General features: G+C 62.3%; 13 protein-coding genes and 2 pseudogenes. 8 read left to right on the plus strand and 7 right to left on the minus strand.

All coding sequences use genetic code 11. The annotated features are described in order from the left end of the window. Positions 1-87: 87 nt before the first annotated feature. Positions 88-747 (minus strand): phytochelatin synthase family protein, encoded by a 660-nt coding sequence (locus ACTJKL_RS09400; protein ID WP_440852751.1) that lies wholly within the window; start codon positions 745-747, stop codon positions 88-90. A gap of 310 nt (positions 748-1057) precedes the next feature. On the opposite strand from ACTJKL_RS09400, the gene ACTJKL_RS09405 reads away from it, so the two are divergent. After that, positions 1058-1234 (plus strand): hypothetical protein, encoded by a 177-nt coding sequence (locus ACTJKL_RS09405; RefSeq protein ID WP_440852752.1) that lies wholly within the window; start codon positions 1058-1060, stop codon positions 1232-1234. A 260-nt stretch (positions 1235-1494) separates the two neighbouring features. Continuing rightward, positions 1495-1827: an Atu4866 domain-containing protein gene (locus ACTJKL_RS09410; RefSeq protein WP_411922607.1), complete on the plus strand. Its 333-nt coding sequence runs from the start codon at positions 1495-1497 to the stop codon at positions 1825-1827. Here ACTJKL_RS09410 and ACTJKL_RS09415 read toward each other — a convergent pair. After that, entirely contained in the window at positions 1724-2389 is a 666-nt protein-coding gene (locus ACTJKL_RS09415; RefSeq protein WP_411934406.1) for a DUF924 family protein, read from the minus strand. The genes ACTJKL_RS09410 and ACTJKL_RS09415 overlap by 104 nt on opposite strands. Before the next feature lie 100 nt (positions 2390-2489). On the opposite strand from ACTJKL_RS09415, the gene ACTJKL_RS09420 reads away from it, so the two are divergent. Both ACTJKL_RS09420 and ACTJKL_RS09425 read left to right on the plus strand, forming a co-directional pair. Continuing rightward, entirely contained in the window at positions 2490-3395 is a 906-nt protein-coding gene (locus ACTJKL_RS09420) for a LysR family transcriptional regulator (protein WP_440852753.1), read from the plus strand. Between the two features lie 103 nt (positions 3396-3498). Continuing rightward, positions 3499-3657, plus strand: a pseudogene (locus ACTJKL_RS09425) (DUF3606 domain-containing protein); the annotation flags it as partial. 357 nt (positions 3658-4014) lie between these two features. On the opposite strand, the gene ACTJKL_RS09430 reads toward ACTJKL_RS09425, so the two are convergent. Next, positions 4015-4419, minus strand: a complete 405-nt coding sequence (locus ACTJKL_RS09430) for a hypothetical protein (RefSeq protein ID WP_440852754.1) — start codon at positions 4417-4419, stop codon at positions 4015-4017. 17 nt (positions 4420-4436) lie between these two features. Between ACTJKL_RS09430 and ACTJKL_RS09435 the strand changes: the two are divergent. From ACTJKL_RS09435 to ACTJKL_RS09445, 3 genes and pseudogenes are all read left to right on the plus strand, one after another. Next, a pseudogene (locus ACTJKL_RS09435) lies at positions 4437-4535 on the plus strand (type II toxin-antitoxin system VapC family toxin); the annotation flags it as partial. Positions 4536-5142: 607 nt separating this feature from the next. Continuing rightward, positions 5143-5466: a DUF736 domain-containing protein gene (locus ACTJKL_RS09440; protein WP_018097213.1), complete on the plus strand. Its 324-nt coding sequence runs from the start codon at positions 5143-5145 to the stop codon at positions 5464-5466. Between the two features lie 349 nt (positions 5467-5815). Continuing rightward, complete coding sequence (locus ACTJKL_RS09445) at positions 5816-5980, plus strand: hypothetical protein (RefSeq protein WP_164866870.1); 165 nt, start codon at positions 5816-5818, stop codon at positions 5978-5980. Positions 5981-6108: 128 nt separating this feature from the next. Here ACTJKL_RS09445 and ACTJKL_RS09450 read toward each other — a convergent pair whose 3' ends face one another. The 4 genes from ACTJKL_RS09450 to ACTJKL_RS09465 all read right to left on the minus strand — a co-directional run bounded on the left by ACTJKL_RS09450 (position 6109) and on the right by ACTJKL_RS09465 (position 9521). Beyond that, on the minus strand, positions 6109-6351 hold the full coding sequence (locus tag ACTJKL_RS09450) for a WGR domain-containing protein (RefSeq protein ID WP_411926779.1): 243 nt from the start codon (positions 6349-6351) through the stop codon (positions 6109-6111). 743 nt (positions 6352-7094) lie between these two features. Then, a complete protein-coding gene (traG, locus tag ACTJKL_RS09455; protein WP_440852755.1) occupies positions 7095-9014 on the minus strand; it encodes a Ti-type conjugative transfer system protein TraG in 1920 nt (639 codons plus the stop codon). After that, entirely contained in the window at positions 9011-9244 is a 234-nt protein-coding gene (locus ACTJKL_RS09460) for a conjugal transfer protein TraD (protein ID WP_018097210.1), read from the minus strand. Before ACTJKL_RS09460 ends, traG begins: the two co-directional genes overlap by 4 nt. Continuing rightward, a complete protein-coding gene (locus tag ACTJKL_RS09465) occupies positions 9234-9521 on the minus strand; it encodes a TraC family protein (protein ID WP_018097209.1) in 288 nt (95 codons plus the stop codon). Before ACTJKL_RS09465 ends, ACTJKL_RS09460 begins: the two co-directional genes overlap by 11 nt. Before the next feature lie 177 nt (positions 9522-9698). On the opposite strand from ACTJKL_RS09465, the gene traA reads away from it, so the two are divergent. Beyond that, positions 9699-14327 carry a Ti-type conjugative transfer relaxase TraA gene (gene traA, locus ACTJKL_RS09470; RefSeq protein WP_440852756.1) on the plus strand — a complete coding sequence of 1543 codons (4629 nt, stop codon included), beginning with the start codon at positions 9699-9701 and terminating at the stop codon, positions 14325-14327. The last annotated feature ends 9 nt before the right edge of the window (positions 14328-14336 follow it).

Below are 14336 nucleotides of genomic sequence, written 5' to 3' on the forward strand. Positions count from 1 at the left end.
CATGGAGGCCGTTCCTGCGCGGGCGTAGCCGCGATTCCTGCGATGTTCCGCTCTGTGCACAGACGTTCGCCGGGCTTCTGGCTGACACTACTGGATCAAAAGCAGACCGCGCTTGCGGTCGCCATCAAACGTGTCCATGGCTTTGAATAGGCGTTCGCGTTCGACAAGCCAAGGCTTGTATCGTTCATTGACGTCCAGAACGAAAACCATGTCTTCTTCTTCGAGATACCCTCCAATCGGTGAGTGATGGCCACTGCCGGCGGCGAAAATGCCTTCTCGATTGAAGTTGATGATGTAGCGACGACTTGGATCGTTTGACCGCTTCATGTGTTCCCGAAACTCGTCTGCGGTCAGGTCGCGGAGCACCGTCACGCTGCGTCTAGTCTTTAAACGTGTAAGCTCCGCGAGTTCGTCCAACGTCAGTCCGATGACACAGAAGCCTGTCCAGCAATATCCGGTATCATCGAGCACAGCCGCTTCCGTCGTTTCTTCTTCGCCGATCGAACGAAATGTATTGGCGATACTCGCCGGGCCACATCGCGAGGCATTGGACTGCCAGACGACTTGATGTTGAAAGGTCCACGCGACCGGTAGCGACCAGGCCCGTTGCAAAAGGTCGGGTGTTCTCGTCACCGATCGCTGAATCCTCTCGCTCGAAACGCCGGCAGGCATGCCAAGAACGGTCACGGCCCCGGCACCGAGCACCGCCGCGACGGCAACGCCGGCAAGTACCCTAACCCACCTCATTCATCACCATTCGCTTGCCTGAATGCCACTGCGGAATTGCTGCTTTCCCCTCAGCGGCAAGGTGATCAACCACGTCGCGGAGACGGCCAGCAGCTGAGGTTCGAAATACGCGATACGTCGTCAACATTTCGCCAGAGGGTCAAGCTGAACTTGCCACCAAAATGCAGATCTGAAGGATGTGCGATGCGCATCGACACTGCCACCCAGTTGAAGTTCAGGGTAAACGAATATCCGTACAATCTAAAGGTCCGTGAGCGCCGATGGACGCTCTTTGCCCCTTTGTAAGGGGCAGGGGCCTTGGAGCCTGCGGATGGCTGAATTGTCGCGCGCGGCAGCACACAAGCAGGAGGTGGATTCGCATGTGTACGTCACGAAACAATGCAGTTATGTATCAAAAGGCGAAGACCGATGGCTGGTCCAAGAACTTGTCTCGAAAGCGGTTGCGGCGGCTGATCACCCACAAATGCACAACAAATCCATTCCGTGAGGATGAATGCGTGATCGGCGGCGCGACCAGGGTTCCAGCGTAGTTACTGGCATTCTGGGCATCTAAGCAAGGCCGCAGCGCGCGCCGGGTTGTCGAGCCCTCGCGATGAATTATTGCCGGACTCTCGCACTCGTTGCCGCTATCGTCCCGCTCGTCATCGCCTCGAAGGCATCTGCCGACGTGGACAACAATTCGAAGGCATCTACGCAGGGGCAACACGACCAACCTATGTAGGCACATGGGTCGCGGCCGATGGCCACGTGCGGTATGAGCTGCTGCCGGGTGGTCGCTACAACGAAGCGGCGGAAAGCGCGAAAGCGCCTATCGAGGGCGCCATGAAATCGCGGCAATTACGTCGACTCTGGGACGACACGGGCTTCACGGCCGACGGGGAATTCATCGACGGCGTCCTGTATCACGGTGGCATGATCCTTCACCCCGGAAGTGACCTCCATCTGCCACCGCAGGGACGTTCCTGCAGAGCATCCCTCACCCCGCAAAGCCACCCTCATCTAGAAATCGCTGCTCCTCCTCCTTCATCGTCCGCGCTAGGATCCCGTTCCGGTGCGGAAAGCGGCCGAAGCGGTGGATGATGTCGCGGTGACCCTTGGCGTGGGAAAGACTCGGTTCGCCGAGGCGTCCGGCAAGCTCGACCGATCGCTCCTGGTCAACGAGGTCCTCCGAATGGCCAAAGGGAAGATAGAAGAAGAGCTGCAGGTCGGCCGGCCCTCTGAGATCATAACCTGCGTTCACCGCGGCGCGTGCGATGCCGAGCGCCAGAGAGTCGGTCTGATACATGCGAGCCGTGCCGCGAAAGGCGTTGCGCGGGAACTGGTCGAGGAGAAGAAGGAGCGCCAGCGTCTTCTCCGGTGAAGTTGTCCAGTTCAGAAGCGCGCCGCGCGCCGCAGCCTCATGGGCAGCGAGGAAGCGCTCGCAAAAGGCGCGGTCGAATTCGGGCTCCTTGGCAAACCATCGCGCAGGTCCCGCCTCCCGCCAGAAGGAGATGACGGCCGCCGCCTCATCCTCCCCGGCAAGCGCCTGGCGCAGCCGTGTGTTGAAGGCCGGATCGGCAAGCGCCGGCGCGCGGAATTGCGCCTCTGCGCGCTGCAAGCTGCGCAGCGCCAGGGCTTCTATGTACCCGATGAAATCGCTCATCTGTTCCTCCGTTTGGGTGTCGGGAGACCGTGTGGCCTCCATGACCTCGAAAAAACTAGGCCTTTGCTCATGCTGAATGAAGTGATATGATTTCATCATTATGCTGAATGAGATTGATCTCTCGCGCGCGGACCTTAACCTGCTGGTGCTCTTCGAGACGGTGCTTGAGGAGCGGAATGTCGGCCGCGCCGCTGAAAGGCTGAACCTTTCCGCTTCCGCCGTCAGCCACGGTCTCGGCCGCTTGCGGCGGCTGCTCAACGATCCGCTGTTCCTGAAGACCCCGAAGGGCGTGGTACCGACCGAGCGCGCCAGGGAACTGGCGGCGCCGATCGGCGATATCCTCGCGCGGGTGCGAAGCGTCATCTCCACCGCTGAACCTTTCGAGCCGGCGCGCTCACGCCGCCGCTTCACAATTGGCACGTCCGATGGCTTCTCGGTGTTCCTGCCGCCGCTGCTTGACGAAATCGCCCGCAAGGCGCCAGGCATTGATCTCGTCGTGCGGCACATGCAGATGGAGACGGCGTTTTCCGATCTCGACGGGCGGCTGATCGATGTAGCGATCGCGCCTTTCTACGAACTGCCCGCCCGCTTCGCCGCGCAAAGGCTGTACGAGGAGGAGTTCGTGGTCGCGGCGCGCAGCGGCCATCCCTTTTCAAAGAAACCTACGCTCGAAAACTATTGCCGCATGCAGCACCTGCTCGTAGCACCGCGAGGCGATCCCTCGGGCGTCGTTGACGAACTGCTCGCAAGCCGCGGCCTTTCCCGCCGCGTGGCCCTGGCCGTCCCGAACTTCCTGCTGGCACTCGATCTCCTCACCAAGACTGAGCTCGTCTGCGTCCTGCCCAAGAGGTTCGTCGAGATGCATGCGGCGCGCTTTGCCGTCGGCACCGCAAAGCTGCCGCTGGATCTTGGCGCGTCAAGCATCCAGGCGGTCGTGCCGAAGCCGGCGCTCATGGACGTAGGTCTCGTCTGGCTCCTCGATGTGCTTGGGTCCGACCAGCAATAAGGGCCTTGCTGCCGGTCAGCGCACCGCCTCTACGACAAGCGCCCTTATGCTCGTGCCATCTTCATTGGCACGCACCCGACATCGATGAGCTCGTGCGGCTCATGCAGATAATCCGAAGGAGAAAGGCCGTGACCGCGAGCTCGTCTCAGAACGGGCGCATGAGGTCGCATACCGCATGAAACGCCCAAAGTGACGCGGCAGAAAGCGGTCGAGGCGATCTGAGAAATCTGGGCCGCACCGACAAAAGGCGATGGCCTACCTCGGCAAGACATTAGCGCAACCGGGCTCGCCGACGGCCCCCTCCGTCTCGCCGTACTCGAAGCACTTAGCGTTCAAGGAGCGCTATCTAACTAGATGCCGGCGCCCTGGACAACGTTCGGAAACCACCACATGTCCTCGGCGCCACGCCAGCCGAGGAGCGGAATATCGCACTTGCGGTCGAAGCGGCCTACCGGTGCTTTCCTCATGCAGTCCTCCGCGGTCCGGAACTTGTGACCAGCGATCTGGATCGAACGTTCTCCTGAATAGGTGACGAAGCATGACAAGTAGGCCAGCGCCGTTAAGGCGCACAGAGTTCTCTTCGGCATAATGATCCCCCTCAAACTCCAGCACGCCGATCTTACGTGAGTTGGGAGGGGTTGGCGCTTAGTCTATCCGGGCTAGCTCGCCCGGACGACTCAGTGCAGCAGCGCCGGTCCGCAATAGTATTGAGACGTTTGCTGTGTTCGTCGGCTCGCTGCCATGCCATGATCCTGGCACCCACGTCTCCAATCTTTTCTTCGATCTGGGCGTATTCCGCCGCCTGGCTCGCGAACAGTTCCCGCGCCAGCTCAGGCACGGTCTCATCGGACTGTATCCGTTCAAGCAGCAGGGGAATGTGCGCCAGCTCCTTGACGACGGAAATGCCGAATTCAGCGGTGTAACCGCGGATTGCACCGGCGAGTTGGGTGCGGTTGCGGATCAAACGCTCCCGGACGCTGGCCAACACGGCGGCGGCTTGCTCATTGACGGCCTTGGCCGACACGAACCGCATCGTCGGGGCAGGCCTTGGCGGAGGGAGCGCATTTCGTTTCCCAGGATCAGAATGTCGCGCTTTATGGCATTCCGTTCGCGACTTGCTGGGTTCCTTTTGTCTCGTGATCACTGCCGGGCCTGGTTCCGCTACTAAGCCGGGTCCGATCGCTCGGATGGGGCGCGTGCCGCGATGTGCCTGGAGAACACCAACAGCGCAGATTGCCGGGCGCGGGGGGGAGTGGGGGACGATCACCTATCGCTCACGCGAACGGCTTCATCAGGTGTTGCCGCGCCGGCTGCAGGCGGCGATACATTCGCCGCGTCTAACTCTCGGATCAACTTAAGGGGTAATATCGTTAGCGACGTGCTCACCCGCCTGCAGTAGCTGGGAGAGGGCGAGGGCATGGCGTTGACCGGCACGCGGACCAACGTATCAAGGGATGCGCGGCCGATCTCCCGCGGTGTGGACCGGACAGCCATAATGGTTTGTCGCGTCCTTCAGTTGCCCCGAACCATTCCCGTTTTGTGTCGCTCGTATAGACGACCGCCTGCTTTTGCGGCCAACCCTAAAGGGGTAAGACTCGTCCGAAATTTTTGCAAAATTCGATTTCGGTTCTTTCGCCTGGCGGAAAATAGAATTTGGAAAAATTTTCGGCCGAGCTGACCGCAGCAGGTCGGCCGTCTCTTCGTGCGACATCGGGAATGGTCCCGAGCAACTGAAGGAGACAGAATCATGGCCACCACGATCGCAACCCTGACGCAGAAGACCGATGGCATCCTCGAAGGCGTCTTCGCCACCATCCGGGTCAACGCCCCGATCGCCATCGTCCCGAACGCAAGCAAGTCGAGCGAAGAAGCCCCCGATTACCGCGTCATCAACCGCAAGACCGGCTTCGAAATCGGCGCGGGCTGGAACCGCGTCGCCCGCCAGACCGGCGAGGAATACCTCTCAGTGAAGCTGGAGGCTCCCGAGATCGGCGTGATCTTCGGCAACCTCGCACAGGCACCCGGCGGCGATCCGAGCAAGAAGGTGATCCTCTGGAACAATCCGGACTGACGAGCCAAGCGAGCGGCCCCGAGAAATCGGGGCCGACTTCGCCGTTACTCGGTTTGATCGTTAAACGCAGCACCGGGAACAAAAGCGGGCATCGAACCCGCTTTTGCTCCTCTCCCCTGCCACACGAGGCGAAAGCTTGTCTGATCAAATAGCCAAGTCTGCCATGAGGGCGCGCGCCGCCTCAAGGCCTTCGCGGCCCCTCCAATTTTCAGCCGCTGCCTTAAGGGCACCGCCAGAAAATCGGTTCCTCCGCTCGCCGCCTCCGGCGGTCGCTGACGCGATCCTTGACCCGGCCCGATCCTCTCGACCCCGTGGCGTCATCTTCACATTATCCAAGGAGAAGACGACGATGACGATTGCAACAGAAATTCAGGTTGAAGAACTGCGCGCCGAGCTCAGGAACGCGGACGCCGCCGAGCGCCGCCAGATCGAAGCCGAGCTGGAATTGGCTCAGGCCGAACTGGCGGCGACCGCCGAACAGGAGGGCACCTTCGACCCCGCGCCGCCCTTCTGAGGGCGGCGTTTGCCTTCCCGCCTGGGCCGACACGCGAAACGACCGACGCGTCGGCGAAGCTCCGCTTTACCAATGATCACCGGCGACGATCAGGGCGCGCTCGCTGCGGGAAACCCCAGGCAATGTGTTCACGTCGAACGCGTGTTTTCGGTCTTTAGCCGCGCGCCTGTCTGGTCCGCAGCAGATCGATGATCATGTGCACAGCACCCTCTTCCTTGTCGAAGTGATGCACCATGGCCCGATGCGCTCCAACGCCGTGTCAGGCAGGGCGTGCCGGACAGCGTAGGTTCGATCGGGAGCGTGTAGAAGCGCGCCACGGTTTTCGTCGCATCCGTGCGTTCGATGTAGAGCGGATAGGGCTGAGTGAGCATGACGGAAGAAACGCCCGTTCCCGCTTTTGAGTCCAACGACACTTAGGAATCGATCGGCCCACACCGATTCATTTTCGTGATCGATCGTCGAGACTGGAGATCGTTGTTCGGGCGAGCCAGCCGACGGCCGACGGGTTGCTATTCTCTTCGCTCACCGGTCCCGCAAGCGGTCTCCGCCTGCGGTCACGCCCGCCTCTCGCTCGATGTTGCGACCCGGATCGGCCGCATTATCGCAAGAGGACTTCCTCGCTTGCCCTTGGGTGTGCGAACAGTATGACCATTTTGTTGCTTCGATCTGGGCTAGCGAATACCGAGGAGCCCGTCATGTCAACAGAGCCTCAAAACGCTTAACGCGAAACCGGCGCGATGAGCCGAAGCGGAGCTTTTCGCGCGCTTCGATTCATCGTCAGCCCTCCGTACGCGATTGCCTTCGGCGTCCTCAGGGCGGCGGTTTACAGCGCGTGGTATTTCGCCTTCTATACCCTTTGCATGTTCCCCCCGGCACAGGTTTCATGATGCTTACGGCGATCGTCGTGTGCCAATGTCGATTGTCGTCCATGCCCATCCCGACGCGGCCAACGGCATGCCCTTTTGGGCGTTTGGTCTAACAGTGCCCGGGCTCACTCCTTCGGCCATACACTCTTTCTAGACTGGTTCACGCCGCCAGGCGCGGAGGGCCCGTTCGCCCTGTATTGCCGCACCGAGCGATAGAGATTTTTTCCCGGCGTCATGTTGGCGGCCCATCACGGGATCGGCTTGACGAAGCGGTTTGCCTTCGCCGCCTCCTTCATGTCCTTTCGCCGGAAGTAGATCGCGCGCCCGCAGCGGATCGGGCTGTGCCCCTGGACGATGATGATCTGTTCGTCCTTTCGCATCGAGTGGGTGATTTCGTGTGGCATGATCAGCGGTCGCCGCTGGCAATTGACGCTCTCTGATTTGCGCGAGGCGGCGTTCTTCGTATCCCAGCCGATATTGCGGGAGCTTCCCTTCACCTCCACCGTCATCTCACCGCATTGCGCCGAGACATTGCGCGCCGTGTCGAACGCCTTGATCGCGGCATAGGAGGCCAAGGCGCAGCCATCAATCCATGACGTCGCGCCATCCCTCCCGAAATGCCGCTCCAACTGCCCCAGGGATTGGTACATCAGCATCATGCTGATGCCGTACTTGCGGCCGCGGTCGCGTGCCTCCTCGAGGACGCGCATGTAGCCGAGGAGATCGACCTCATCGAGCATGAAGAGTGCCCGGCGCTGGAAGGCACCATCGGCCTGGACCATGGCATTGATCAGCGAGCCGATGATGACGCGGCCGATTCCTGGATAGGAGCGCAGGATCGTTGCCGGAATATTCAGAAACACGTCCTTCTTGGCTGTAACGATGTCGCTCGACTTGAAGGCGCTGCCGCAGACGAGCGCGGCATAACTGTCGAGCGACAGCCACTGCGTGTCTTTCGAGGCGGTCGAATAGACGCCGCTGAACGTCTGCTCGGTCATGTTGGTGAAGACGCCGAGCGTTTCGCGGATGAAGGCAGAGTGCGAGTGCTCCTGAACGTCGCGCAGCATGGCGAGCACCGAGGGCTCAGGCTCCGAGACGATTTGCCGGAGACTGCGTAAGTTGCGCCGCCCTTCAAAGTCCGGCGAGAGTATGACGTGGGCAAGCAAGCCTGTCAGTAGATTGTGCGCCTGGTTCTGGAAGTAGGCGCCGCTCGAGCTTTCGAAGCGAGCGCTTTCCGACAGCAGCATATGCGCAAGGCCGACAATATCCTCTTCTTGTCTCTTCGACGCCTCGATCCCGTCGAGTACATTAAATCCCATAGTCGGGTTCGTTGGATCGAGCACCATCACCTCGCGTCCAAGGACGCGGCTTCGGTGCTCGACTACCATCGGCGCGACCTCGGTCGACGGGTCGAGGCAGATCAGTGGTCCGGTATAGCGCAGCGCCGTCGGAACAACGTTGCTCGTCGTTTTGTAGCCACCTGACCCGGCGAAGAAGAGCATATGGGTGGAGTCGAAGTCCTGCTTGTAAGTGAGCAAAGGGGCTTTGCCCCCCTGTCCCCAAGTACTGCGATCATTTGGATCGAAGGGCAGTCCATGGACGATATCCTTGTCGACTCGGTAGCGCTCACCGACAACGATCTCGCCCCCCGGCGAAAACAACTTTCCGGCGGCCGACATTGGCAGCCAGTCCGCGTCGCCGAAGGTGCCGCGCTTGGCGCGCTTCACCGGCTCGGGCACGACGGTGGAAATGCGCGCGGCCACCGCCGCCGCCACGAAGCCAGCGATTGCACTGAAAACGGCGACCATATCGAGATAGGAAAGGGCACGGTCCCATGTCACCACTCTGCTCTCCACCGACGGTGCGAGCCGGCCGAACTCCCGCAGCGCGTAAAAACCGGCGACCGCCAGAAAGCAGACGAGGCTCGCCATCGCGACCGGCCTTCGCCGGTGCAATGGCAGCGCCCAGACGCTCAACAGTCCTGCCAGTGGTCCGAACAGAAGCGCCGGCACAGGAGAAGCGCGTAGGAACCAATATTCCGCTTTCCCGGATAGGCCGCCGGCGAGTGTTGGCCAGCGCCAGCCGACCACATAGACGGCGACAGCCGTTACTGCGATAGGCACCAGGACGAGCAACAGGCTCGGATGCGGTTTTGCTCGCACGGTCATTCGGTCGCCTCCGGGATCCGCGTCGAATGACCGTCAAGCGCCGGTGCCTTGAACGCTTCCTCGCCGATATCGCGCAACCGCCGATGCTCCGATGAGCCCGGATCAAGCCTCGCCAGTTCGAGTAGACCGCCGAGCAGAAACGCCCGGTCGGCCTTCGTGAGACCCGCCCTGACGACGATGCCGCCGAGTAAAAACTTCTCACGCGCCTCGCGTTTGCGATCAGCTGTCATGAGAAACCTCCGCCGACGTTCCAGTCCCGCCAGCTGCTGGTCGACGCGGCGAAGTAGATACGCTGGCAGTCCCCTTCTTTTCCTCCTTACGAAATCGCGCGGCGATCTCTTCGAAAATCCGATCGACCTCCTCGTCAGCGATCTCCATTTCCGCCAGCCCCGATTTCGTTGCCGCGCGCGCAAAGCGTTCGGCGGACTTTGCGATCATCGCGCGTCTGCGCTCGCGTAGCTTCTCGATCTGGGCGTCGATGTCAGCGATCGATGATTTTGCGGCCATTCCGATGTCCTTTCCGGGTTCGAGCAATCTTCACGGGGCGAATTATACTATCTAGAATACGATAGTTAAATAGGCTAGCCTGCAACCGAGAAGGCGGCATCGGCCCTGGCGGGCCGATCGGTTTGAGGGCGCAATATACGTCGCTGGCGCGACGTGCTTGGACGATCGGAGACAGCCGTGGCGATCATGTTCGTCAGAGCGCAGGTGATCGGCAGGGGAGCGGGACGCAGCATCGTCTCGGCCGCCGCCTATCGCCATCGCACCCGGATGATGGACGAGCAGGCTGGGACGTCCTTTAGTTATCGCGGCGGATCGCGGGAACTGGTGCATGAGGAACTAGCGTTGCCGGACGATGTCCCGGCCTGGCTGAAGACTGCGATCAACGGGCAATTGGTCAGCAAGGCAATTGAGGCGCTCTGGAATGCGGTGGATGCCTTCGAGACGAGGGTCGACGCCCAGCTTGCGCGTGAGCTGATTATCGCCCTGCCGGAGGAGCTGACGCGGGCGGAGAACATCTCACTTGTCCGTGAATTTGTCCGCGACAATCTGACGTCGAAGGGAATGGTGGCTGATTGGGTTTATCATGAAAAAGACGGCAATCCGCACATCCATCTTATGATCCCGCTGCGTCCACTGACCGAAGAAGGGTTCGGGCCGAAGAAGGTGCCGGTGCTTGGCGAGGACGGCGAGCCGCTGCGCGTCGCCACGCCGGAGCGGCCGAACGGCAAGATCGTCTACAAGCTCTGGGCCGGCGACAAGGAAACGATGAAGGCCTGGAAGATCGCCTGGGCGGAGACCGCCAATCGGCATCTGGTGCTTGCCGGCCACGAGATCCGCCTCGACGGCCGCTCTTATGCCGAGCAGGGTCTCGATGGGATTGCGCAAAAGCATCTCGGACCGGAGAAGGCGGCGCTCGCCCGCAAGGGCATCGCGATGTATTTTGCGCCGGCCGATCTCGCCCGCCGGCAAGAGATGGCCGACCGGTTGCTGACCGAGCCGGCGCTTCTGTTCAAGCAGCTTGGCAACGAACGCTCCACCTTCGACGAGAAGGATATTGCCAAGGCGCTGCACCGCTATGTCGACGATCCCGTCGACTTCACCAATATCCGGGCGCGGCTGATGGCGTCGGACGAGTTGGTCATGCTGACTCCGCAGCAGCTTGACGCTGAAACCGGCAAGGCGTCGGAGCCGGCGGTGTTCACGACACGGGAGATCCTGCGTCTCGAATATGCCATGGCAGAGTCCGCCCGAGTGTTGTCAAAGCGCAGGGGCTTCGCCGTCTCCAGCGCGCAGGTCGCCGCAGCTGTCCGAAGCATCGAAACGGCTGATACCGAAAAGCCTTTCAAGCTCGATGCGGAACAGGTCGATGCCGTTTGCCACGTCACCGGCGACAATGCGATCGCCGCCGTCGTTGGGCTCGCCGGCGCCGGCAAGTCGACGCTGCTTGCCGCCGCACGCCACGCCTGGGAGAGCGGGAACCGGCGGGTCTTCGGTGCGGCGCTAGCCGGCAAGGCGGCCGAAGGGATTGAGGACAGTTCTGGCATCAGGTCGCGCACGCTGGCATCTTGGGAACTGGCCTGGGCGAGCGGGCGCGATCTGCTCCAGCGTGATGACGTGCTGGTCATCGACGAGGCCGGCATGGTGTCGTCGCAGCAGATGGCGCGCGTCCTGAAAGCGGTGGAAGACGCCGGCGCGAAAGCGGTGCTGGTCGGCGACGCCATGCAGCTGCAGCCGATTCAGGCGGGTGCCGCGTTCCGGGCGATTTCAGAGCGCGTCGGCTTTGCCGAACTGGCCGGCGTGCGGCGGCAGCGCGATGCGTGGGCGCGCGATGCCTCTCAACTGTTCGCCCGCGGTAAGATCGAAGAGGGCCTCGATGCCTATGCGCGGCATGGCCGTATTGTCGCGGCGGAAACGCGTGACGAAATCGTCGACCGCATCGTTGCCGACTGGGCCGATGCGCGCGAACAGGCGCTCGAGAACTCTGTCTCCGGCGGAAATGAAGTTCGGCTTCGCGGCGACGAGCTTCTGGTACTCGCCCACACCAACGACGACGTCCGGAAGCTGAACGAGGCCCTGCGGAGCGTGATGGTGGAGAAGGGCGCGCTGACAGGGGCGCGCGCGTTCCAGACGGCGCGAGGCTTGCGCGAATTTGCCGCCGGCGACCGCATCATCTTCCTAGAGAACGCCCGTTTCGTGGAGCCACGCGCGCGGCGTCTTGGTCCGCAATACGTCAAGAACGGCATGCTCGGCACGGTCGTTTCCACCGGCGACAGACGCGGCGATGCGTTGCTGTCGGTCCGACTCGACAACGGCGGTGACATCGTCATCAGCAAGGACAGCTATCGCAACGTCGATCATGGATATGCCACGACCATTCATAAATCGCAGGGCGCCACCGTCGACCGAACCTTTGTGCTCGCCACCGGCATGATGGACCAGCATCTGACCTATGTGGCGATGACCAGGCATCGCGACCGCGCCGATCTCTATGCGGCGGCAGAGGACTTCGAGGCGAGGCCGGAATGGAGTCGTAAGCCGCGCGTCGATCATGCCGCCGGCGTCACCGGCGAACTGGTCGAAGAAGGGATGGCGAAGTTGCGATCCACAGACGAGGATGCGGACGAAAGTCCCTATGCCGACATCCGGACGGACGACGGAACCGTCCATCGGCTCTGGGGCGTCAGCCTGCCGAAGGCGCTCGAGGCGGCGGGCGTCGCTGAAGGCGATACGGTGACGCTGCGAAAGGACGGCGTCGAGAAGGTCAAGGTCAGGGTGCCCGTCGTCGATAAGGAGACGGGCCAAAAGCGTTTCGAGGAACGGGAAGTCGATCGCAATGTCTGGACCGTCAGGCAGATCGAAACCGCAGACGCCCGCCGGGAGCGGATCGAGCGCGAGAGCCGCCGGCCGGAGCTGTTCAGTGAGCTTGTCGAGCGTCTCGGACGATCCGGCGCCAAGACGACGACGCTCGATTTCGAGAGCGAGGCCGGGTACTGGCCGCATGCAAAAGACTTCGCGCGGCGGCGCGGCATCGACACGGTCGCCGAGGTCGCGGCGGAAATAGAGGAGGGCGTTTCGCGGCGGCTGGCTTGGCTTATCGAAAAGAGGGCGCAGGTGTCCAAGCTCTGGGAGAGGGCGAGCGTTGCGCTCGGATTTGCGATCGAGCGCCAACGGCGCGTTTCCTACAGCGAGGAACGGACGGAATCTCTCTCGGCCCCAATCCCGTCGGTTGGGAAATATCTGATCCCGCCCACCACGAAATTCTTCCGCAGTGTCGAGGAGGACGCACGACTTGCTCAGCCCTCCTCCGAACGCTGGAAGGAGCGCGAGGCCATCCTGCGCCCGGTGCTGGCGAAAATCTATCGCGACCCTGATGGCGCGCTATCGACGCTTAATGCACTGGCGTCGGACGCCGCCATCGAACCCCGCAAGCTTGCCGACGATCTCGGCAAAGCACCGGACCGGCTTGGCCGACTTCGCGGGTCGGACCACATGGTTGACGGCCGGGCGGCTCGCGACGAGCGCGGCGTCGCCATGGTGTCCCTCCACGAATTGCTGCCCTTGGCCCGCGCCCATGCGACCGAGTTCCGCAGGAATGCCGCACGGTTCCGCGAGCGCGAGCAAACGCGGCGCGTCCATATGTCCCTGTCGGTCCCGGCGCTGTCGAAACAGGCCACGGCGCGCCTCGCCGAAATCGAGGCGGTGCGCAAGCAAGGGGGTTACGACGCCTGGAAGAGCGCCTTTGCCTTCGCCGCCGAGGATCGCTCGCTCGTGCAGGAGGTGAAGGCAGTGAGCGACGCGCTGACCGCCCGCTTCGGCTGGAGCGCCTTCACGCCGAAGGCCGACGCGATTGTCGAACGCAACATCGCCGAACGCATGCCGGACGATTTCACCGATGAACGGCGCGGGAAGCTGACGCGGCTCTTCGAGGTTGTCCGTCGCTTCGCTGAAGAACAGCATCTTGCCGAGAGGAAGGACCGTTCGAAGATCGTTGCCGGTGCAAGTGTCGAGTTCGGGAAAGAGGATAAAGCGGTGCTGCCGATGCTCGCCGCCGTGACGGAATTCAGGACGCCGGTGGACGAGGAGGCCGGCCAACGCGCGCTTTCCGCCCCGCACTATCGTCACAATCGCGCTGCGCTCGCCGAGATCGCCAAGCGCATCTGGCGCGATCCGGCCGGCGCCGTCGACAGAATAGAGGCGCTGATCGTCAAGGGTTTTGCGGCCGAGCGGATCGTCGCGGCCGTGGCTAATGACCCAGCCGCCTATGGTGCGCTGCGCGGTTCGGAACGCCTGATCGACCGCATGCTCGCCTCCGGCCGCGAACGGAAAGAGGCTTTGCGGGCCGTATCCGAGGCGTCCGTCTTTTTGCGCTCGCTCGGCGCGGCTCACGTCAGTGCCGTCGACTCGGAGCGCCAGGCCATCACGGAAGAACGACGCCGCATGGCGGTCGCCATTCCAGGATTGTCACAGGCAGCCGAAGACGCGCTGCTGCGGTTGGCAGCGGAGATGAAGAAGAAGGACGGCAAGCTCGACGTGGCCGCCGGCGCGCTTGCTCCCGCCGTCGCCCGAGAGTTCGCCGCGGTCAGCCGGGCGCTCGATGAACGCTTTGGCCGCAACGCCATCCTGCGCGGCGAGACGGACGTCATCAATCGCGTCCCGCCGCCGCACCGCCGTGCCTTCGAGGCAATGCAGGACAGGCTGAAGATCTTGCAGGAGACCGTCCGCATGCAGGCGAGCCAGCAAATCATATCGGAGCGTCAGCAGCGCATCATCGATCGCGCGCGCGGCGAACCACCCTATCAAATTTGATCGAGCATG

Origin of the sequence: Sinorhizobium sp. 22678, assembly GCF_052044265.1 — a bacterium.
GTDB lineage: Bacteria > Pseudomonadota > Alphaproteobacteria > Rhizobiales > Rhizobiaceae > Sinorhizobium > Sinorhizobium meliloti_A.